The 19,598-nt window shown below is 70.5% G+C and carries 16 protein-coding genes; 8 read left to right on the forward strand and 8 right to left on the reverse strand.

Annotated features, from left to right (window positions below; all coding sequences use genetic code 11):
• Nucleotides 1-7: 7 nt before the first annotated feature.
• Nucleotides 8-1,027: a UDP-N-acetylmuramate dehydrogenase gene (gene murB / locus VGU03_RS11280; protein ID WP_327480982.1), complete on the forward strand. Its 1,020-nt coding sequence runs from the start codon at nt 8-10 to the stop codon at nt 1,025-1,027.
• A gap of 93 nt (nt 1,028-1,120) precedes the next feature.
• On the opposite strand, the gene VGU03_RS11285 is transcribed toward murB, so the two are convergent.
• Both VGU03_RS11285 and VGU03_RS11290 read right to left on the reverse strand, forming a co-directional pair.
• Nucleotides 1,121-2,341, reverse strand: a complete 1,221-nt coding sequence (locus VGU03_RS11285; RefSeq protein ID WP_327480572.1) for an MFS transporter — start codon at nt 2,339-2,341, stop codon at nt 1,121-1,123.
• A 113-nt stretch (nt 2,342-2,454) separates the two neighbouring features.
• A complete protein-coding gene (locus VGU03_RS11290; RefSeq protein WP_327480574.1) occupies nt 2,455-2,763 on the reverse strand; it encodes a hypothetical protein in 309 nt (102 codons plus the stop codon).
• A gap of 113 nt (nt 2,764-2,876) precedes the next feature.
• Here VGU03_RS11290 and VGU03_RS11295 point away from each other — a divergent pair, with 113 nt between their 5' ends.
• Together VGU03_RS11295 and VGU03_RS11300 are read left to right on the forward strand one after the other, a co-directional pair.
• Nucleotides 2,877-5,261 carry a DUF3772 domain-containing protein gene (locus VGU03_RS11295; protein WP_327480576.1) on the forward strand — a complete coding sequence of 795 codons (2,385 nt, stop codon included), beginning with the start codon at nt 2,877-2,879 and terminating at the stop codon, nt 5,259-5,261.
• 53 nt (nt 5,262-5,314) lie between these two features.
• Complete coding sequence (locus tag VGU03_RS11300; RefSeq protein WP_327480578.1) at nt 5,315-5,731, forward strand: VOC family protein; 417 nt, start codon at nt 5,315-5,317, stop codon at nt 5,729-5,731.
• Nucleotides 5,732-5,777: 46 nt separating this feature from the next.
• Here the strand turns inward: VGU03_RS11300 and VGU03_RS11305 are convergent, their stop codons facing one another.
• The 3 genes from VGU03_RS11305 to VGU03_RS11315 all read right to left on the reverse strand — a co-directional run bounded on the left by VGU03_RS11305 (nt 5,778) and on the right by VGU03_RS11315 (nt 10,212).
• Nucleotides 5,778-7,406 carry an alpha/beta hydrolase gene (locus VGU03_RS11305; protein ID WP_327480580.1) on the reverse strand — a complete coding sequence of 543 codons (1,629 nt, stop codon included), beginning with the start codon at nt 7,404-7,406 and terminating at the stop codon, nt 5,778-5,780.
• Between the two features lie 50 nt (nt 7,407-7,456).
• Nucleotides 7,457-9,139: a serine hydrolase gene (locus VGU03_RS11310; protein WP_327480582.1), complete on the reverse strand. Its 1,683-nt coding sequence runs from the start codon at nt 9,137-9,139 to the stop codon at nt 7,457-7,459.
• 89 nt (nt 9,140-9,228) lie between these two features.
• Nucleotides 9,229-10,212, reverse strand: a complete 984-nt coding sequence (locus tag VGU03_RS11315) for a hypothetical protein (RefSeq protein ID WP_327480584.1) — start codon at nt 10,210-10,212, stop codon at nt 9,229-9,231.
• A gap of 130 nt (nt 10,213-10,342) precedes the next feature.
• Between VGU03_RS11315 and VGU03_RS11320 the strand changes: the two genes are divergently transcribed.
• From VGU03_RS11320 to msrA, 4 genes are all read left to right on the forward strand, one after another.
• Complete coding sequence (locus VGU03_RS11320) at nt 10,343-11,170, forward strand: DUF72 domain-containing protein (protein ID WP_327480586.1); 828 nt, start codon at nt 10,343-10,345, stop codon at nt 11,168-11,170.
• Between the two features lie 102 nt (nt 11,171-11,272).
• Nucleotides 11,273-11,659 carry a PRC-barrel domain-containing protein gene (locus VGU03_RS11325; protein WP_327480588.1) on the forward strand — a complete coding sequence of 129 codons (387 nt, stop codon included), beginning with the start codon at nt 11,273-11,275 and terminating at the stop codon, nt 11,657-11,659.
• Nucleotides 11,660-11,732: 73 nt separating this feature from the next.
• Nucleotides 11,733-11,945: an RNA-binding S4 domain-containing protein gene (locus VGU03_RS11330; RefSeq protein ID WP_327480984.1), complete on the forward strand. Its 213-nt coding sequence runs from the start codon at nt 11,733-11,735 to the stop codon at nt 11,943-11,945.
• A 128-nt stretch (nt 11,946-12,073) separates the two neighbouring features.
• Nucleotides 12,074-12,775 (forward strand): peptide-methionine (S)-S-oxide reductase MsrA, encoded by a 702-nt coding sequence (msrA, locus tag VGU03_RS11335; RefSeq protein ID WP_327480589.1) that lies wholly within the window; start codon nt 12,074-12,076, stop codon nt 12,773-12,775.
• Nucleotides 12,776-12,805: 30 nt separating this feature from the next.
• Here msrA and VGU03_RS11340 read toward each other — a convergent pair whose 3' ends face one another.
• From VGU03_RS11340 to VGU03_RS11350, 3 genes are all read right to left on the reverse strand, one after another.
• Nucleotides 12,806-15,550 carry a putative bifunctional diguanylate cyclase/phosphodiesterase gene (locus tag VGU03_RS11340; protein WP_414655962.1) on the reverse strand — a complete coding sequence of 915 codons (2,745 nt, stop codon included), beginning with the start codon at nt 15,548-15,550 and terminating at the stop codon, nt 12,806-12,808.
• 65 nt (nt 15,551-15,615) lie between these two features.
• A complete protein-coding gene (locus VGU03_RS11345; protein ID WP_327480591.1) occupies nt 15,616-16,392 on the reverse strand; it encodes a TenA family transcriptional regulator in 777 nt (258 codons plus the stop codon).
• Nucleotides 16,393-16,573: 181 nt separating this feature from the next.
• The gene (locus VGU03_RS11350; RefSeq protein WP_327480593.1) at nt 16,574-18,130 is read right to left on the reverse strand and encodes an MFS transporter; all 1,557 of its coding nucleotides are present in this window, start codon (nt 18,128-18,130) and stop codon (nt 16,574-16,576) included.
• 104 nt (nt 18,131-18,234) lie between these two features.
• Between VGU03_RS11350 and VGU03_RS11355 the strand changes: the two genes are divergently transcribed.
• Nucleotides 18,235-19,494, forward strand: coding sequence for a multidrug effflux MFS transporter (locus tag VGU03_RS11355; RefSeq protein ID WP_327480595.1), 1,260 nt, complete (start codon nt 18,235-18,237; stop codon nt 19,492-19,494).
• Nucleotides 19,495-19,598 lie beyond the last annotated feature (104 nt).

Consider the following 19,598-nt stretch of genomic DNA (forward strand, 5'->3'; position numbering starts at 1 on the left):
GGTCGACATGGGCGGCTACACGCTGATCGAGAACGCGCCGCTGGGCGCGCGCAACACGCTGCGCGTGGCCGCCCGCGCCCGGCTGCTGGCCGAGGTGCGCGATGCCTCCAAGCTGCCCGAGCTGCTCGACTTCCCCGCCGTGCGCGATCGTCCGCTGCTGGTGCTGGGCGAAGGCAGCAACCTGTTGCTCACTGGCGACTTCGACGGCACCGTGGTGGCGATGGCCACCCGCGGCGTGCAGGTCGAGCAGAATGGCGAACTCGCCCGCATCGCGGTGGCCGCGGGCGAGCGCTGGGACGATTTCGTGCGCTGGACGCTGGGCCAGGGCTACGCCGGACTGGAGAACCTGATCCTGATCCCCGGCACGGTCGGCGCCGCGCCGATCCAGAACATCGGCGCCTACGGCACCGAGGTCGCCGAGTTCATCGAGAGCGTGGAAGCCTGGGATCTCCACGAACGCCGGGTGGTTTCGCTGGGCAACGCCGCCTGCGCCTTCGCCTACCGCCATTCGCTGTTCAAGCGCGAGCCGGGCCGCTACATCGTCACCGCGGTGCGCTTCGCCCTGCCCCGCCAGCGCGAACTGCGCACCGGCTACGCCGGCATCGCCGAGGAACTGGCGCGGATGGGCGTGGACAGGCCCGCCCCGTTCCACGTGGCCGAGGCCGTGGTGCACCTGCGCACCCGCAAGCTGCCCGACCCGGCGGTGATCGGCAATGCCGGCAGCTTCTTCAAGAATCCGATCGTCGAGGCGGCGCTGGGTGAATCGCTCAAGCGCCAGCACCCGGAACTGGTCGCCTGGCCGGGCAGCGACGGCCGCTGGAAGCTCTCGGCCGCCTGGCTGATCGAGGCGTCGGGCTTCAAGGGTCATCGCGAAGGCGATGCCGGCATCTCCAACCGCCACGCGCTGGTGCTGGTCAACCACGGCCATGCCAGCGGCAGTGAGCTGTGGGCGCTGGCGCAACGGGTGATCGCGGGCGTGGAGGCGAAGTTCGGCGTGCGGCTGGAGCCGGAGCCGGTGGTGGTCTGAGGCAAGGCCCCGAGCATCCGCCTACCGGGCCTTCCCCCGTTCCACGGGGGAAGGTGCCGACCGGCGGATCGGGGCGCTCTTGAGGCGCGGGGCTCAGGGTTTGCGCGGCCGGTCCAGTTCCGGCAGGAACACCGTGATCAATCCCATCAGCGGCAGGAACGCGCACAGCCGGTAGACGTATTCGATGCCGTGCGCGTCGGCCAGTTGCCCCAGCACCGCCGCGCCGATGCCGCCCATGCCGAAGGCGAAGCCGAAGAACAGCCCCGACACCATGCCCACGCGCCCCGGCAGCAGTTCCTGCGCATAGACCAGGATCGCCGAGAAGGCCGAGGAGAGGATCAGGCCGATCACTACGCTCAGCACGCCGGTCCAGAACAGGTCCGCGTGCGGCAGCAGCAGCGAGAACGGCGCCACGCCGAGGATCGAGATCCAGATCACCGACTTGCGCCCGATCCGGTCGCCCACCGGGCCGCCGATCAGCGAGCCGACCGCCACCGCGAACAGGAACACGAACAGGTGCGCCTGGGCGTTCTGCACCGACACGCCGAAATGGTGGATCAGGTAAAAGGTGTAGTAGCTGGAGAGGCTCGCCAGGTAGAAGTACTTGGAGAAGATCAGCAGGCCCAGCACCAGCAGCGACAGCAGCACGCGGTTGCGCGAGAGCGCCACCGCCGCATGGTGGCGGCGCGCCGTACCGCGGCTCGCGTGGTGCGCGCGGTACCAGCGGCTGACATTGAGCAGCACCGCGATCGCCAGCAGCGCCGCCAGCGAGAACCAGGCCACGCTGCCGCGCCCGTGCGGCACGATGATCCACGCCGCCAGCAGCGGCCCCAGCGAGGCGCCGGTGTTGCCGCCCACCTGGAACAGCGACTGCGCCAGCCCGTGCCGCCCGCCGGAGGCCATCCGCGCCACCCGCGAGGATTCCGGGTGGAACACCGAGGAGCCGGTGCCGACCAGCGCCGCGGCCACCAGCAGCAGCGGGAAGTTCGGCGCCATCGCGAGCAGCAGCAGGCCGCACAGAGTGAAACCCATGCCCGTCGGCAGCGAATACGGCATCGGCCGCTTGTCGGTCGCCACGCCTACCAGCGGTTGCAGCAGCGAGGCGGTGAGCTGATAGGTGAGCGTGATCAGGCCGACCTGGCCGAAGCTCAGGTCGAAGCCGCTCTTCAGGATCGGATAGATCGCCAGGATCAACGACTGGATCATGTCGTTGAGCAGATGGGCGAAGCTGATGGCGCCGAGCACGGCAAAGGCCGTGCTCGGCGGAGCCGCCGGGGATGCGGCGGCGGCAAGCGGTTCGGCGCGGGCGTTCATCGGGGAGTTGTGCGGTCCAGGGGAAGCGGCCTGCCGGCCGCGCAGCGCACTCTAGTGCCTGGACGGCGGCGCGTACACCGCCGGAAGGCACGGGCGCCGGGTGCGACCGAGGCTTATGGCTTCGCGCCGTGGTGTTCTTCGGCCGCACGGTGGGCACGCAGGCGAGCCATGCGGATGGCCGCCGCCAGGCGGCCGCCGAGACTGCGCGCGCGCTTGGCGCGCTTGGCCTTGCGCGGCCTGGCCTCGGCGGCGCGTGCGGCATCGCTCCGGCGGGCCGAGGCCCGCATGGTCGCGAGCGTGCCGCAGCGCGCATCACCTGCCGGCCGCGTGCGTGCGGCGGCGGCGCGGTGGATGCGGTCGGACGTCTGCGTGCGCCCTGGCGCGGACGAGCCGGCAGGCACGGGGCTGGCTTTTGCGACCATGGGATAGTTCTCTCCGGGGGACGTTGCGATGCTGGGCAACGCAACGTGAAAGGGCGGGCAACGAGGCTGCGGTGGCGATTGACCGCCCGCGGCAGCCACCCGATCATGCCCGGATGCCTATCCTGCGATGCCTCCTGCTCTGCCTGATGCTGTTTGGCGCTTGCGCGCTGCATGCCCAGGACGCCTCCCCCGCCTCCGCCGCCTCCGCGCCCTCGCCGGGGCAAACGCTCGATCAGCTGCGCGACCAGCTCGACACGATCAAAAAGACGCTCGGCGCCAAACCGGACGACCACGCGCTGGCGGACCTGCGCACGAGCGCCCTGGCCGTGCAGGACCAGGCCGACCAGCTCGCCGCCACGCTAGCCCCGCAGATGGACAGCCTGAATGCGCGGCTTGCGGTGCTCGGTCCTGCGCCGGCCAAGGGCGCACCGCCCGAAGCGGCGGAGGTCGCCGCGCAACGGAAGCAGCTGGACAAGGCCAAGGCCAGCCTCGACGCACAGATCAAGCAGGCTCAACTGCTGAGCGAGGATGGTGCGCAGCTGGCGGCGCAGGTGGCCGGCGTGCGCCGCGACCAGTTCCAGGCCCAGCTCGCCTCGCGCACGGCCACGCCGCTGAGCAGCGCGTTCTGGGCCGACCCGGCACGCGCCTTCCCGGACGACCTGGCGCGCCTGAGGCGCCTGGAGACCCGCCTGGCCGCGGCATGGGCCGATGCCTGGCGGCCGCCCGGCCGCCTGCCGCTGCTGCTCTGCCTGGGCGCGGCGCTGCTGCTGGTCGCCGCTCGCGGCTTGCTGGAGCGCGTGTTGCTCGCGCTCGCCGTGCGCTTCATGCCGGACAGCCATCTGCGCCGCAGCGCCATGGCGGCGGCCACCGCCCTCGCTACGATGCTCGTGTTCGGGCTGGCCGCGCAACTGGTGCGCGTGGGGCTGGACTGGGGCGACACGCTCGATCCGGAGCTGGACGAGCTGGCCCATGCGCTGGTGCGGCTGGTGTGTTTCTGCGCCTTCGTCAGCGGCGTCGGGCGCGCGCTGCTCTCGGCGGCGCGTCCCTCGTGGCGGTTGCCGGCGCTGTCCGATGCGGCGGCGGCGCGGCTGCGCCCGTTCCCCTGGCTGCTCGCGGCGGCGGCGCTGCTGCTGGGCCTGATCGAGCGGATCAACAGCGCCATCGGGGCGAGTCTGCCTGCCACGGTCGCCACGCGCGGCCTGGTCGCGCTGGTCATCAGCGGCCTGATCGGCGCCGCGCTGCTGCGCCTGGGCCAGGCGCGGCGCGCACTGCTGGCCGGCGGCCACACGCCGGTGCAGCGGCCGCTGTGGGTGGGCCTGCTGGTCGGGGGCGCCGTGCTCGGCGTGGCCCTGAGCCTGCTCGCCATCGCGCTCGGCTACATCGCGCTGGCCTTCTACATCGCCACGCGGATGCTGTGGATCGGCGTGCTCGTCTGCGGCGTCTATCTGCTGATGCACCTGGTGCACGACCTCATCATGGCCCTGCTCCTGCCGGACGGACGCAGCGGGCGCCGGCTGCAATCCACCTTCGGCCTGGCGCCGCGCATGCTGGAACAATCGGCGACGGTGCTCTCGGGAATCAGCCGCGTGCTGATCCTGCTGCCGGCGTTCGGTGCCCTGCTGGCGCCGTTCGGCACCAATCCACAGGATCTCACCGAACGCATCGGCCAGTTGTTCGGCAACCTCAGCCTCGGCGAGCTGCACATCCATCCGGGCACGGTGTTCGAGGCGCTGGTGGTGTTCGTGCTGGGCCTGGTCGCCGTGCGCGTGGTCAAGCACTGGCTGGGCGAGCAATTGCTGCCCAAGACCACGCTCGAGCCGGGCATGCAGAACTCGGTGGTCACCCTGCTCGGCTACGTCGGCGGCGTGGGCGCCTTCGCGCTGGCGCTGGCCGCGCTCAACGTGAGCCTGCAGAGCATCGCCTGGATCGCCAGCGCCCTGTCGGTGGGCATCGGCTTCGGCCTGCAGGCGATCGTGCAGAACTTCATCTCCGGCCTGATCCTGCTGGCCGAACGGCCGGTCAAGGTGGGCGACTGGGTCAGCCTTTCCGACGTGGAGGGCGACATCCGCCGCATCAACGTGCGCGCCACCGAGATCCAGCTGTGGGACCGCTCCACCGTGATCGTGCCCAACTCGCACCTGATCACGCAGAACGTACGCAACGTGACCCTGGCCAACGCGCAGGGCCGCGTGCAGGTCAAGCTGCCGATGCCGCTGGACACCGACGCCAAGCGCGCCCGCGAGATCATCCTGGAGGCCTTCCTCGACCACACCGCCATGCTGGAGACACCGGCGCCGAACGTGCAGATCGAACGGATCGACACGCAGGGCGTCCATTTCGTCGGCACCGGCTACGTGCACAGCCCGCGCGAGGTCGGTGGCGTGCGCAGCGACCTGCTGCTGTCGATCCTGGAGCGCCTGCGCAATGAACGGCTGCCGCTCACCCGCCCGCAGGACATGCGCGTATACCGCTTGCCCGACACGGGCGAGACCGGCTGAACTCAAAGGACACGCCGCCGCAGGTCCGCCTTGACGCACCGGAGGAGAGCGCCATGAACCGGGGTCCCAGCAGCATCGTTCCCTGCCTGCGCTACCGCGACGCCCACACTATGATCGAGTGGCTTTGCCGCGCCTTCGGCTTCGAGAAGCAGGCGGTCTATGAGGACGCGCAGGGCGCCGTGGCGCATGCCCAGCTCACCTATGGCGGCGGCATGGTGATGCTGGGCAGCGTGCGCGAGGACGGGTTCGGAAGCTTCCTGGCCCAGCCCGACGCCGTGGGCGGGCGCGAAACCCAGTGCGTCTGCGTGATCGTGCGCGACTGCCGCGCCCACTACGAGCGGGCCACGGCGGCCGGCGCGCAGATCGTGGAGGACTACGCCGAGAAGGATTACGGCGGCGCCGGTTACGCCTGCCGCGACCCGGAAGGCCACCTGTGGTGGTTCGGCAGCTACGATCCCTGGACGGGCTGAGCCGCCTCGCCGAAATCGCCGAGGCGGCCAGCGGGCGCCGGCGGGCTCAGCGCGCCGCCACGCGGCGCAGCTTCGATTCCGGCCGGGCCAGCGCGTACATCTCCCACGCCATCTGCTTGAGCAGGCCCTGGCGATCCTTGCCCTGCACGTACAGGTCCATGTGCGTGCGGCCGGGCAGGAAGCGGAAGTCGGACTTCGCGCCCAGTCCGTCGAGCACCGCCTTGAGCTTGTGCGCGGCGCCGTCCAGGTAGAACGTGTCGGCGGTGCCGACCACCAGATGGATCTTGCCCTCCAGGTCGGGCTTGAGCTCGGGCCAGTGTTCCTTGAGGCGGCGGGCGATGTCGTAGTGCTCGCTCCAGTAGGCGACCACCGCCGGGTCGACGTCGCCGGTGTCGCGGTCGAACATCGGCAACGGGCGGCCGTCCTTGCCGCGCGGCGAGAACACCCAGTCGAACGAGGCCATCTGGCCGCCGTAGGGGCCGAGCACGCGCTCCATCCGGGCGAAGGTCTCGAAGCTGGCGATCACCTTGCCCTTGTCGCGCACCAGCGGGTACGGCGTGCCGTCGGCGCGGTGGTAGACGTTGGCGTGCGGAGCATAGAGGTCGACGCCGGTGAAATCGTGGAAGTCGCTCGGGTCGGGCGAGGTCGACCAGGTGCCGCCGAACACCTTCGGATAGCGCGTCTGCAGCCACAGCGTGGCCCAGCCGCCGGAGGAGTGCCCGGTGAGGAAGCGGCCCGAGGGCCGCGCGTCCATGCGGTACTCGCCTTCCAGCGACGGGATCAGCTCGGTGGTGAGCGCCTGGCCCCACGGGCCGTTGTTCACCGAGTCGGCGAATTCGTGCGTGCCGGTGGGGCCCGATTCGTCCAGCACGACCCAGATCATCGGCGGCAGCTGTTTCTCGGCCATGGCGCCGAACACCATCGCCGCGGTGCCGGCCTGGGTGTGCAGGTCGCCGCCGAAGCCGTGCGTCTGGTAGACGGTCGGATACGTGGCACCGGCGGACGCGTCGTAGCCGGGCGGCAGCACCACCCAGCCGCGCATGTGGATCGGCCGGCCCCAGAAGGCGCTGAGCGCGGGGCTGACGACATCGATCGGACGCACCTGCTCGCGCGCCTGCGCCAGGTGCTTCCTGGTCGTCTCACTCAGGTAGCGCTCGGGCAGATCCCACAGCGCCGTCGTGGACAGGGTCTGGGTGAGGGCCAGCGTGGGTGCGGCGGTGCTGGGCAGGTGCACTTCCACCACCGGGCTGACCAGGTCGCCGCCGTTGCGCCCGTGGTAGTTGTAGTCGTGCTGGGTATCGAGCACGGCCTGCACGAGGTAATCGCCCGGCGGCAGCTTCGAGAACGCCGAAGGAAAGGCCTGAGCGTCGGCGTCCAGCAGCACCCCGCCGCCGGGCGCCAGGCGCTCGACCTCGCGCGCGGCGACCGCGGTCTGCTCCGGCGCGAACGGGCTGGCCTCCACCTCGGTGACCTTGCCGTCCCTGGCCGCCGCCCTGGCGGCCTTCGCCTCGGTGGCGAACAGCAGCAACCGGCCGGCCGCCGGCTTGGCCGCCGAGGCCGGCAGGCTGACCTGGAAGAACTGGTGCGCGACCGGTGCCGCTTCGCGCGCGCAGGCGCCGGTGGCCAGCAGCCCGGTGAAGAGCAGCGCCAGCGCGCCGCGGACGGGGTTCAACATGGCAAGCGCTCCTTACAAGCGAAGGGGCCGGTCGCCCGGCCCCGTGATGGTCAGTCGTCCGAGCCTCTGGCGCCCTTCTCCACCGGCGCCAGGCGCAGGTCCTGGAAGTCGAAGCTGAAGTCGGTCATCGGCGAGATCGGTTCCATCCGGGCCTCGCGGATGTGGCCGTCCTGGTCCAGCGCGAAGGTGATGAAGGCATCGGCGTTGAGCGTGCGGTCGTCCCAGCGCACGGTGAAGCTGTCGTGCTGCCACGGGCTCATCGTGCCGACCAGCTGCGGCGTATGGCTGAAGCGCAGGCGCAGCTTGCCGCCTTCCTGGCTGATGGCGATGTCGCCATACCACGGATCGCGGTAGGTGCCCACGTAGCCGGCCAGCGGCAGCGAGGGCTTGCTGTCCCTGGCCCGGGCAGCCTCGTGCTTGGCGAAGCTGTCGTCGGCCTTGGCCTGGGCCTTCTTCACCGCCTTGTCGTAGACGGCGACCCAGTCGGTCTGCTTGTCGGGGTTGAGGTAGGCGTCGAGCACCCGATAGGTGATGGCGTTGAAGGCGGCGCCCGACTCGGCATTGGTCAGCACCACCACGCCGAGCTTGAGCTGCGGCACCAGGGTCAGGCGCGAGACCATGCCCGGCCAGCCGCCGGTGTGCCAGACCAGCTTCCGGCCCTGGTAGTCGGACAGGAACCAGCTCTCGCCGTAGCCGGAGAACTGCGGCGTCAGCGGCGCCAGTTCGGGGATCGGCGGCTTGCCGATTTTGATCGGCGTGAGCACCGACCACATCTCGTGCTGGCTCTGCTCGGAGAAGAGCCGCTGCGGCTTGCCGTCCCCACCGGCGGTCGCCAGCACGCCGCCGGCCAGCTGCACGTTCATCCACTTGGCCAGGTCGTGCACGCTGGAGTAGATGCCGCCCGCGCCCGGGTCGTTGAGCCAGGCCATTGGCGGCACCGGCTTCAGGTCCTTGAAATCGGCCTTGGCGTGGCCGGTGGCGACGTCCATGCCGGGCTTGAGATACGTCTTGTCGATCAGCGACTCGTCCATGCCGACCGGCTTGAAGATGTGCTCGCGCACGTAGTCGGCATAGCTCTGGCCGGAGGCCTGCTCGATCACCAGCGTGGCCACCGCGAACAGGATGTTGTCGTAGGCGTAGCCGCTGCGGAAGCCGTTCTTGATCGGCACCTTGGCCAGCCGCTCGACCACTTCCTTGGTGGTATAGCTGGTCGGTGGCCAGTACAAGAGGTCGCCGGCGCCCAGCGACAGGCCGCTGCGGTGCGCCAGCAGGTCGCGGATGCGCATCTCGTGAGTCACGTACGCGTCGGACATGCGGAACCACGGCAGATGGTCGACGACGCGGTCGTCCATGTTGAGCTTGCCCTGCTCGGCCAGCTGCTCGAGCGCGGCGGCGGTGAAGGCCTTGGTGTTGGACGCGATCGCGAACAGCGTGCGCGCATCGACCTTGTCGGCCTTGCCCAGCTCGCGCAGGCCGAAGCCCTGCTCCATCACCACCTGGCCGTCCTTGACGATGGCCACCGCGATGCCCGGCACGTCGAAGGTCTTGCGCGCGCTGTCGACGTAGGCGCCGAAGTCGGCCAGCTGCGAGGGCAGCATCGGGCGCGCGGTGTCGCCGGTGGAGACCGGCGGCGGCAGCGGCCGCCGCGCCGGCGCCTGCGCCAGCACGCCGGTCGTGGCGAACAACAGGGCACAGGCCACGGCCAGGCGCGTGGAGAAGACGGGTCGGGTCATCGCAAGGCTCCGCTCAAGGGGACGCGCCACTATCGCGGCAAAGCGGGCTCGGCGCCAGCCGTCCATCCATCCCCCTCAACCTATCCGCTTCAACCGCCATGGTGCGCGTGCGCGTCCAGCCACGGCGCCAGCGGGATCGACCACAGGTTCTCCAGGCCGTTGTCCCAGGACGCCATGCGCGCCAGGTCCTGCCGCTCCTGCGCCGCGGTGCGCGGGTAGTGCACCGGCACCGCGCGGGTGCTGGAGAAATACAGCGTGCGATGGTCCGGACCCAGGTGCGATCCCCATGGGCCGCCCTTGTTCACTTCGTCGCCCAAGTCGATCGGCGCGCCCCAGTGCCCGCCCTCGCGGAAGGCGATGTACAGGCGGTCGGGCCGGTCCTTGCCGGCGTAGTTGGCGTCGAACACGATGAAGGACTCGTCCGGCGCCACCGCGGGGTCGAGCTCGTGCGCGGAGGCATCGCCCAGCGACACCTCCACCGGCGCCTGGTAACGGCCATCGCGGTATTGCGAGCGGAACAGCCGGAAATCGTCGTCTGCGCCAGGCCGCTGGAAATACACGCTGCCGTCGGCCGCCACACTGGGCGCATAGGTGCGCGTGCTGGCGTTGACCGCGTCGGGCAGGCGCACCGGCTCGCCCCATCCCTCGCCCTTGCGGTCCACCCGCCACAGGTGCCCGCCGGAACCGGGCGCCACCTTGCCGCCGGCGAACACGGCATCCAGCGGCTTGCCGCCGGGCCGGTCCGGACGGTTGGAGGTGAACACCAGGAACGACCCATCCGGCGCCATCGCCGGGTCGTGGTCCAGCCAGCGGCCGGAGAACGGCGCGACCGTGGGGACGGACCAGCCGCTGGCCGTCCGGTGCGAAACGAGGATGGCCGCGTTCGGCCAGCGGATGCGGTCGAAGAACACCGTGCGGCCGTCAGGCGTGAACGCCGCCGAATCCTCCGCCGCGGGGCCGGAGATGACCCCCGGCGCGAAGATCGTCGGCTGCGCGGCAGGCGTGGCCTCGGCGGAAAAAGCGGCGACACCCAGGGCCAGCAGGGCGACGGTCATGCGGGCGATCACGCGCATCAGGGATCCTCGACTCCGGGGGAAGCACACAGATAGGCCAGCCCACCGCCGCCCGGCACGTGCCGCAAGTAACGCTCACGCGCCGGCGGGCGCCGGCGTGCCAAGATCCGTTCTTTGCGCGGAGCCGGCCATGTCCAGCAAGCATTCGCCCTCCCCCATCCGCGCCGGCATCGGCGGCTGGACCTTCGCGCCCTGGCGCAACAATTTCTATCCTGCCGGGCTGGTGCAGCGGCGCGAGCTGGAATACGCCAGCCGCCAGCTGCGCGCGATCGAGGTCAACGGCACCTTCTATGGCGCGCAGAAGCCGACCACCTATGCCAAGTGGGCCGCCGAGACGCCGGCCGGTTTCGTGTTCGCGTTGAAGGCGCCGCGCTACGTGGTGGAGAGCAAGCGCCTGGCAGAGGCCGGCAAGGGCATCGAGGCCTTCGTGTACGGCGGGCTGGAGGCGCTCGGCGACCGGCTCGGGCCGATCAACTGGCAACTGGGCCCCTCGCGCCCGTTCGATCCGGACGACATCGCGGGCTTCCTCGATGCGCTGCCGCGCGAGCTCAATGGCCAGCCGCTGCGCCACGTGCTGGAAGTGCGCCACCAGAGCTTCGCCAGCGAGCGCTACGTCGCGCTCGCACGCGCGCACGGCGTGCCCACCGTCTTCACCGACGCCGAGCAATATCCGTCCTTCGCCGACCTCACCGGGTCTTTTGTCTACGCGCGGCTGATGCGCAGCGCCGCCGACGAACCGCATGGCTATCCGCCCGCCGCACTGGACGCCTGGGCCGAGCGCGCGCGCGCCTGGGCGCAGGGCAAGGACCTGGCCGAGCTGCCACACGCCAGCGCGCTGCAGCCGGACGACGCGGCGCGCGAAGTGTTCATCTTCTTCATCAGCAGCGCCAAGGCGCGCAATCCTGCGGCCGCCATGGCACTGCAGGCGCGCGTCGACCGCGTCGAAAAGCCTGCCTGAGACGATGTTTACGGCCATTTGCCCCGGACGTCACGGTGCATGAGGCAGGCTGGAAAACGTCGCAACGACGACGCTCCCTCCACTGCCGCAAGGAGATTCGCCATGACCATCCAATCGACCGGCTACAACGCCCCCAACGCCAACCGCGCCGGCATGGGCAACGGCCCGGTGCTCGCCTCCAGCACGCTCAGTGGCGAGAACGTGCGCAACGCTTCGGGCGAGGACCTGGGCGAGATCAAGGACCTCATGATCGACACCGCCAGCGGCACCATCCAGTACGCCGTGCTTTCCTTCGGCGGCTGGCTCGGCATGGGCGACAAGCTGTTCGCGGTGCCGTGGAACTCCATGCGGCTGGATACCGCCAACCATTGCCTGGTGCTCGACGTGCCCAAGGAACGGCTGAAGGATGCGCCGGGGTTCGACAAGGACCACTGGCCGGACTTCGCCGATACCACCTTCACCAACCGCATCAGCAATTACTACCACTGAGGCGTGAACGCATGGGCGGGCGTCAGGTCGGCACTCCGATACACTGGCGCACCGCCCGATGCGTCTTTCGCCCATGCGCCAGCTCTCCTTCCAGCTCGACCGCGATCACGTCGAGCTCAACCAGCTGCTGAAACTGGTGGGACTGTGCGACAGCGGCGGCGCCGGGAAGGCGCTGGTCGCCAGCGGCGAAGTCTACGTGGACGGGCAACGCGAGCTGCGAAAGACCTGCAAGATCCACGCAGGCCAGACGGTGCGGCTGAACGACGTCGAGATCCGGGTGGACTGACCGGCGGCAGGCACGCTGCCTGCAAAGGCGAATCAGGCCGCGAGGTAACCGGGAAGCTTCCGCCAGCGAAACATTGAACGACGCGTGCATTCCCGCACGCTTGGTTCCTTGGCTCACTGGAGGTTCCCATGGCCGCTCGATGGCTTTCACTGCTTTCCCTGGCCGGCGCGCTGCTGGCCGGCTGCGGCGCGTCCGGCGCGGCCTCGGCCGACGGCAAGGTCAGCCTGCCGGACCCGCGGCTGGATCCGCCGCCGACCACGCCGGGCGAGCAGGTGGCGGTGTTCGCCGGAGGTTGCTTCTGGGGCGTGGAAGCGGTGTTCGACCACGTCAAGGGCGTGCGCAAGGCCTGGTCCGGCTACGCCGGCGGCGAAGCCGCGACCGCCACCTATGAACAGGTCAGCGGCGGCGACACCGGCCACGCCGAATCGGTCAGGCTGCTCTACGACCCGCGTCAGGTCAGCTACGGCCAGTTGCTCAAGGTGTTCTTCGCGGTCGCCCACGACCCCACGCAGCTCGACCGCCAGGGGCCGGACGTGGGTAGCCAGTACCGTTCGGAGATCTTCTACACCACGGCGCAACAGCAGCGCGTGGCCGCGGCCTACATCGCCCAGCTCGGGGCGGCGCACGCATTCGACGGTCCCATCGTGACCCGCGTCGAGCCGCTCAAGGGCTTCTACGTGGCGGAGGCGTACCACCAGAATTTCGCCGCGCTCCATCCGGACGACGCCTACATCGCCTACAACGATGCCCCCAAGGTGGCTCACCTGAAGCAATGGCTGCCGACACTCTATCGTCCCCAGGAACAGCCGTTGGAGGTGCGGTTGCACTGAGCACCGCGTTCCCTGCGGACCACCAGGGGATCAGCGTGTCGGCGGCACCAGCCGCAGCTTGGGGCCGCCGGAACGCTGGCCGGGACGCAGCATGCGCTCGATTTCCGGCACCTCGAGCGCGCGAGCGTAGAGATAACCCTGGCCCTCGGTGCAGCCGGCGCGCAGCAGGAATTCGTGCTGTGCCTCGGTCTCGATGCCCTCGGCGATGGCGCACAGGCCCAGCCGCTTGGACAGAGCGAGCATGGCCTCGACGATGGCCGCGTCGTGCGAGCTGCCGGGCAGGCCATCGACGAAGCTCTTGTCGATCTTGAGGAAGGCGATCGCCGGCAGCTTGAGGTAGGACATCGAGGAGTAGCCGGTGCCGAAGTCGTCGATGGCGACCCCGACGCCTAGCGCGTGCAGCGCGTTCATGGTGCGCTCCATCTCGTCGCCCAGCCGCAGGATCGCCCCTTCGGTGATCTCCAGCAGCAGCCGCTGCGGTGCGACGCGCTCGGCCACCAGGCGGCGACGCACGTCCTCGACAAAATGCGGCGCGCCATAGGAACCGGCCGAAATGTTCACCGCGACGCGGATCGGCGGCAGGTTCTCCTCGTCCCAGCGCCGCATCTGCCGGGCGACGGCCTGCAGCACCCAATCGTCGACATGGCGGATCAGGCCCAGCTTCTCGGCCATCGGGATGAATTCGCCCGGGGAGACTTCACCGCGCGCGGGATGGCGCCAGCGCAGCAGCGCCTCCACCGCGACCACGCGCCCGCTGCGCATGTCCACGCTCGGCTGGTAGACCAGCCGGAACTCGCCTCGCGCCAGGGCCTGGCGCAGCTCGGCGGCAAGCGCGAGGCGCTTGCGCGCATCGGCCTGCATCATCGGCGAGTAGAAGCGGTAGGTGTTGCGCTCCTGCGTCTTGGCCGCGTACATGGCGGCATCGGCGTTGGCGATCAGCGTGACTGGCTCGGAGCCGTCCAGCGGATAGCCGGCGATGCCGATGCTCGCGCTCAACGCCACCTCGTACTCGCCCACCTTCATCGGCTCGCCCAGCAGCGCCAGCAGCCGCTGCGCGAGTACGCCGGCCTGCTCGCGCGAAACCAGCCGGCCGATCAGCACGGTGAACTCGTCGCCGCCGATGCGGCCGGCCACATCGTGTTCGCCCAGGCCGCGGTTGATCCGCTCGGCCACCTGCACCAGCAGGCGGTCGCCGATGGCGTGGCTGTAGCTGTCGTTGACGACCTTGAAGGCGTCCAGGTCGATGAACAGCACCGCGACCGCGCCATGCTCGCGATCGGCCGTCGCGATGGCCAGCGCGCAGCGACGCTCGAACTCGGCGCGGTTGGGCAGCCCGGTCAGCGGGTCGTGCGTGGCCAGGTGCTCCAGCCGCCGCTGGTTGCTCTTGGTGGTGCTGATGTTGGTGAACACCGCCACGTAGTGCTGCACGCGGTCCTGCGCATCGCGGATCACGCTGATGCTGAGCAATTCCGGATAGACGCTGCCGTCGGCGCGCTGGCTGTGCACTTCCCCCAGCCAGTTGCCGCCGTTGTGCAAGGTCTCCCACACCGACGGCGGCAGCGGCGACTGGTCCGGCAGGCAACGCAATTCGTCGAACCGCCGGCCCTGCATCTCCTGCAGCGACAGCCCGGTGATGGCCATGTGCGCGGCGTTGACCGAAACCACGCGCCGCCGGGCGTCGGCGATGATCACGCCTTCGGCGATGCTGGCCAGGGCCTCCGCGGCGATGCGCCGTTCCTGCTCCAGGCTCAGCCGTTCGGAAATGTCGCGGACGATCGCCTGGCGCACCGCGCGTTCGCGCCAGCTGACCAGGCTGCTCTGCGTCTCGACCGGTCGGGCTTCGCCCTCCCGGCCACGCAGCAAGCCGTGGGTGATGCCCTCGGCATGGGGTGTCCCGCCTTTGAACAAGGCCGCGAACGGCGTGCCGACGAGTTCGCGCGGGGACCGGCCGATCCATTCGCAGGCCTTGTCGTTGACGTCCAGGATCCGCCCGCCCTGCTCGTCCACCATCACGATGGCATCGGGCGCACGGTCGAACAGCAGGCGGTAGCGCTCTTCCGTGCCGCGGATGCCGGCCAGGATGCGGCGGGCCATGCGCAGCCACAACAAGGAGGCCAGGCAGGCGGCGGCGAAGATGGTGCCGAACAGCACCCGCCCCATCCAGCTGGCGCCGCGGGCGATCTGAAGCGAGAACACCAGCGAGCGCGGCTCGATGAGGTCGTTCAACGCCCGTATCCGCGCCTGCTGCCGACCGACTTCGGCCGGGTCCATGGGGCCGTGCGCATGGCCGGCCTGCAACTGGCCGGCGATCGCGTCGAGTTCGGCCAACTGTGCGTCGGTCGAGCGCCACGCGGCCAGCGCCTGGCGCATGTATGGCGCGGTGGCGAAGTGATCCAGCATGAAGATCACGCCAGGCACCGCCGCAGGCATCGTGTTGACCCGATCGAGCGCCGCGGTCACCTCCGCCCGGTCGTAGTGGCCGGCGGCAATGGCGTCGCGGATCCAGCGGTCGGTGCGCAGGATCTCGTAGTTGCGGCGGAAGCCGGCCAGGTCGGCGGGATCGCCGCTGGCGGCATAGACCCTGAGGTCGATCACCGCCTGCTTCTGCGCCTTGGACCAGATGCTCTCGCCGTTGAGAAAGCCGGCGAGAGCGACCTGGATCTGCAACGCGCCCCAGATGAACACCAGGATCAGCCCGATGACGGCGGCCAAGCCATAGGCCAATGGCAGCAAGCGCCGTGGCAGTGAATGCGCGCTGGGCACGGCAGCAGGCATTGCGTCCCTTGTCCTTTGGCTGTCCGATGGGATTCTACGGGGCTACGTTGCACGTTTGGGGCCTATCAAGCCGCCGCCTCGTTCACGGTTCCGTAAACGTGAACCCTGCCCACGCAGCGGTCTGCCAGGATGCGCATGCCCACGTAGCTGCGCTTGATGCATTCGATAAGGTGATCGACCTCATCGGCAGCGGGTGCGGTTCCCTTGAGGGTACACACGATCTCCAGCGCCTCCCAGGGATGGGTGTCGTCGTAGGCGGCGTGGAGCTGCAGCCAGCGCAGGCTCTGCGCCCGGGTGTGCTCCGGCAGGCTCTGGGCGTAGCTGGCGCTGTCGTAGATCAGCCGCGACCACTCCCCGGTGGCGCCCTCCACCGCGTAGTTGGTGGCGATGATGCCGGCCGCCAGGCTGTCGTGCCGGCTCACCTCCTCGCACCAGTCGGCCAGCGCCTGGGTGCCCTGGGCGCGTTCGCCGTAGAGCACGTCCTCGCGCGCCACGCCGGCGCCCTGCGCCCAGTTGAGCCAATAGTCGGCATGGTTCTGCTCGACGCGGATGTTGCGCACCAGCCAGCGGCGCGCGAGGTTGTCGCCCGGGCTGCGCCCGTACTGCGTCTTGAGCAGGTTGCGCGCCATGTAGGCGGGGAAGCGCTCGATCAGCGGCCAGATGCCGACCATGAAGTCGCGCGTGCCCTGGCGGTCGAGCCGCAGCTCGCGCATCAGGTCCCACAGTTCGTGCCGGATCACGCCCTGCCGGGTCGCCTCGCAGGCGTCCACCATGTCCTGGGCCCATTGCGGGTAGCTGCCCAGTTCGGTCAACGGGCCGGTGCGTTCGAATCGATGGTTCATTACATTCTCCTCTTTGGGTTCGCTGCGTATCGAACGGGCCCAAGAAGATGCGCCCGCGTCTCCGGCCCGCAGCGCGCCGGAGACATCCATGGTTCCAACAGGCTGTCTCATGGGGGGCGAATATGCGCGTGCCTGCCGGCCGCGCCCGGCAGGATCCCCAGGAGCACCGGCCTCGGCGGCCCTAGCCGCGCCGTGTACGCCGCTCGGCGGCAAGGGCGGAGGCCACGTCGCGCGCATAGGTGCGGCGGCTGCGCACGAGCAGCAGCACGCCGGCGAGGGCAAGCGGCGCCAGCATCGCAAGAAAGGTATCGCCCAGCCCAGCCGCCCCCGCATGCGCCGCCAAGCGGCCTCTCGCCGCGACCGCCGAGGCGCCGGCGGTACCGATGTCGCCGGCAAAGCGCGCCGAAACGTAGCCGAACAGCGGTGGCGCGACCGCCTCCAGCGTGAAGCGGAAAGTCGCCCGCACGCCCTCGGCGCGCCCCCACAGGGCCGAAGGCATCACGTCCAGCCGCGCCGCATCCACCGCCGGGTTGGCGCCTCCCAGGCCCGCTGCGGCGAGGAAGAAGAACGGCCCGGCCAGCCACAAGGAACCAAGCCAGAGGGCGGGCAGGAAGGCGGCCGCCGCAGTCAGGTACGCGGTCGCCGCCACCAGCACGCGTCCGGTGAGCCGGCCGCGGTCGATCAGCCGGTCGCCCAGCCGTCCGGCCAGCAGCACGCCGACGATGGCGCCCAGACCCAGCAGCACCGCCAGGCTGCTCGCCGCCGTCTGGCCCAGGTCGAAGCGCCCGCGCAGGTACACGATGGCGAAGGTACGCAGGCCGGTGAAATAGAAATAACCGAGCGCCGAGGCGGCGACCAGCGTGCGGTAGGTAGGCACCGCCAGCACGTAGCGCACCGCGTGCCACAACGAGGTGCTGGCCGGGTTCATGCTCATCAGGGCGTGGCGTGGGCGCACCCCGCGCCAGCGGATGACCTGGCGAAGCGCGCCGCTGCCGGCCGGCGCGTCCGTTCCGTCCCGTCCGCGCTCATCCCCGGACGGCACCCGGCGCGCCCCCACCGGGATGCGGCTCTGTCCCCCGCGCGCCGGCTCCGGCAGGGAGCGCCACAGCACCAGCGCAAGCGCGATACCGAACGCCGCGAGCACCCAGAACGAGGCGCGCCAGGACAGCCAGGCCGCCACGTTGCCGCAGACCAGGAAGCCGAGCGCCACGCCCACCAGCTCGCCCGCCAGCACGTAGCCGAAGATCCGCCCGCGCTCGCCCGGCCGGAAGAAATCGCCGGTCAACGAAGTCACCGCCGGTGAGGCCACCGCAGCGATCACGCCCAGCGCCAGCCGGCTGAGCAACAGCATCGGGTAGGACGCCGCCGCGCCGCTCACCAGCATGGTCATCGACCAGACCGCCAGCGCGACGGCCAGCAGGCGCACGCGCGGCACGCGGTCGACCAGCGCGCCGAAGGGCAAGGTCATCAGCGCGGCCACCGCGGTGGAGGCGGTCACCAGCCAGCCGATCTGCAGGTTGCCCACGTGGAGCCCCGCTTCGATCTGGGCGGCCACGGCGCCGACGGTCGCCTTGTCCGCCGCGTCCAGCGCCAGCACGCAGGCCAGCAGTGCGATCACCTTCAGCCGCGCCGGGCCGCCGGCCAGTTCCTCCAGCGGGCGCTCGACGTTACGGCGCAGCCGGCGACGCCACCAGCCCATCCGGGCAGCCGCGTGGGCGTCGGTGTGCGGAGAGTCCATGGCGGGTCCTGTGCATGGCGGTCGGCATGGTGCCGCCGCGCGCCTCACGAAACATTCTCGGGCGACCGTCAATCGTGGCGGCCCGACCTGCGCGAGGCCGCCGCATGTCTTTCTTGCGAGCCGATTCCGGCACCTGCGCTGCCAACAGCGCGTCAAGGACGCCAGCGGCGCGCGCGCGCGTGCCGCAGCCGGCGCTGGCGCTGCTGGTCTTCATGATGGCGCTGGCGCCCTTCGGCGATACCGAATACACGCCGGCCATGCCGGCCATCGCGCACTCGCTGCAGGCCGACTATGGCACCGTGCAGCTGACGATGACCTTCTACCTGGCCGGCTCGGCGGTCAGCCAGCTCGTTTACGGGCCGCTGGCCGATCGCTACGGGCGGCGCCCGGTGATGCTCGGCGGCACCGCGTTGCTTACGGCCGGCTTCCTGCTTGCCCTGGTGAGCTTTGCGATCTGGCCGTTGCTCGGCAGCCGGCTGGTGCAGGGCCTGGGCGCCAGCGCCGGCGGCGTGGTGGCGGACGCGGCGGTGCGCGACGCCTTTCCCGCCGATCGGCGCCAGCGCATCTACGCCAAGTTGAACGCCGCCTTCGCGCTGGCCCCGGCGATCGGCCCGGTCGCCGGCGCGTACCTGGCGCGCGCGCTGGACTGGCGCGCGAACTTCGCGGTGCTCGCGGCGCTGGCATCCCTGCTGTGGTACGCGGTGTGGCGCTGGTTGCCGGAAACCCACCTGCACCCGGATCGCCGGGCGATCAGGCCCCGCCGGCTGTGGCGTACCTGGCGGCGCATCCTGGGCACGCCGCGCTTTCTGCTGTTCACGCTGCTCGGCGGCTGCGCGGTCGGCGTGGTCTATACCGCGCTGATCGGCGCGCCGGACCTGGTGATCAATCTGCTGGGCGAAGGCAGCGACGCTTTCGCCATCGTGGCCGGCTCCATCCTGGTGGCCTTCGTCGCCGGCGCCTGGCTCTGCGTGGTGCTGACGCGGCGGGTCGCCCACGGCCTGATCGTCGCTGGCGGCCTGGGCCTGCTGCTTGCCGGGTCGCTCGCCCTGCTGGCGGTGGCGCTGCGGCTGGGCGCACACGGCAGCCTGGCGATGTTCCTGCTGCCGATCAGCGTGTGCTTCTGCGGCGTGGGGTTGCTCGTGCCCGTGACTACGGCCAGAGCGATGGCGCCGTTCCGGCGCACCGCCGGCAACGCGGCCTCGCTGCTGGGCTTCGTGCGGATGGGCGTGGCCGCGCTGGGCACGGTGGCCATGAGCCTGTTGCGTCGCGGTTCGGTGCTGGACATCCCAATCGTGTTCCTGGCGCTCACCGGCGCGGCGGTGCTGGCGTTCGCCTTCTACCTGGTGCGTGAGCGGCTCGGCTGAGCCGCTGCTGCCCTTGCCCGGTCGACACACCGGCGCCTGCAGCGGCAGGACGCGCCGTCCCTTGGCCCATCCCCGCACCAGGGCGGCTGCTGGCGCCAGCACAG

This window comes from Frateuria sp. (assembly GCF_035944355.1).
In the GTDB taxonomy this organism is placed as follows: domain Bacteria; phylum Pseudomonadota; class Gammaproteobacteria; order Xanthomonadales; family Rhodanobacteraceae; genus Frateuria_A.

Coding starts and splice junctions, on each gene's coding strand:
- murB (WP_327480982.1), top strand. CDS start 8: ATGGGCGGCTACACGCTGATCGAGAACGCGCCGCTGGGCGCGCGCAAC.
- VGU03_RS11285 (WP_327480572.1), bottom strand. CDS start 2,341: ATGAACGCCCGCGCCGAACCGCTTGCCGCCGCCGCATCCCCGGCGGCT.
- VGU03_RS11290 (WP_327480574.1), bottom strand. CDS start 2,763: ATGGTCGCAAAAGCCAGCCCCGTGCCTGCCGGCTCGTCCGCGCCAGGG.
- VGU03_RS11295 (WP_327480576.1), top strand. CDS start 2,877: ATGCCTATCCTGCGATGCCTCCTGCTCTGCCTGATGCTGTTTGGCGCT.
- VGU03_RS11300 (WP_327480578.1), top strand. CDS start 5,315: ATGAACCGGGGTCCCAGCAGCATCGTTCCCTGCCTGCGCTACCGCGAC.
- VGU03_RS11305 (WP_327480580.1), bottom strand. CDS start 7,406: ATGTTGAACCCCGTCCGCGGCGCGCTGGCGCTGCTCTTCACCGGGCTG.
- VGU03_RS11310 (WP_327480582.1), bottom strand. CDS start 9,139: ATGACCCGACCCGTCTTCTCCACGCGCCTGGCCGTGGCCTGTGCCCTG.
- VGU03_RS11315 (WP_327480584.1), bottom strand. CDS start 10,212: ATGCGCGTGATCGCCCGCATGACCGTCGCCCTGCTGGCCCTGGGTGTC.
- VGU03_RS11320 (WP_327480586.1), top strand. CDS start 10,343: ATGTCCAGCAAGCATTCGCCCTCCCCCATCCGCGCCGGCATCGGCGGC.
- VGU03_RS11325 (WP_327480588.1), top strand. CDS start 11,273: ATGACCATCCAATCGACCGGCTACAACGCCCCCAACGCCAACCGCGCC.
- VGU03_RS11330 (WP_327480984.1), top strand. CDS start 11,733: ATGCGCCAGCTCTCCTTCCAGCTCGACCGCGATCACGTCGAGCTCAAC.
- msrA (WP_327480589.1), top strand. CDS start 12,074: ATGGCCGCTCGATGGCTTTCACTGCTTTCCCTGGCCGGCGCGCTGCTG.
- VGU03_RS11340 (WP_414655962.1), bottom strand. CDS start 15,550: ATGCCTGCTGCCGTGCCCAGCGCGCATTCACTGCCACGGCGCTTGCTG.
- VGU03_RS11345 (WP_327480591.1), bottom strand. CDS start 16,392: ATGAACCATCGATTCGAACGCACCGGCCCGTTGACCGAACTGGGCAGC.
- VGU03_RS11350 (WP_327480593.1), bottom strand. CDS start 18,130: ATGGACTCTCCGCACACCGACGCCCACGCGGCTGCCCGGATGGGCTGG.
- VGU03_RS11355 (WP_327480595.1), top strand. CDS start 18,235: ATGTCTTTCTTGCGAGCCGATTCCGGCACCTGCGCTGCCAACAGCGCG.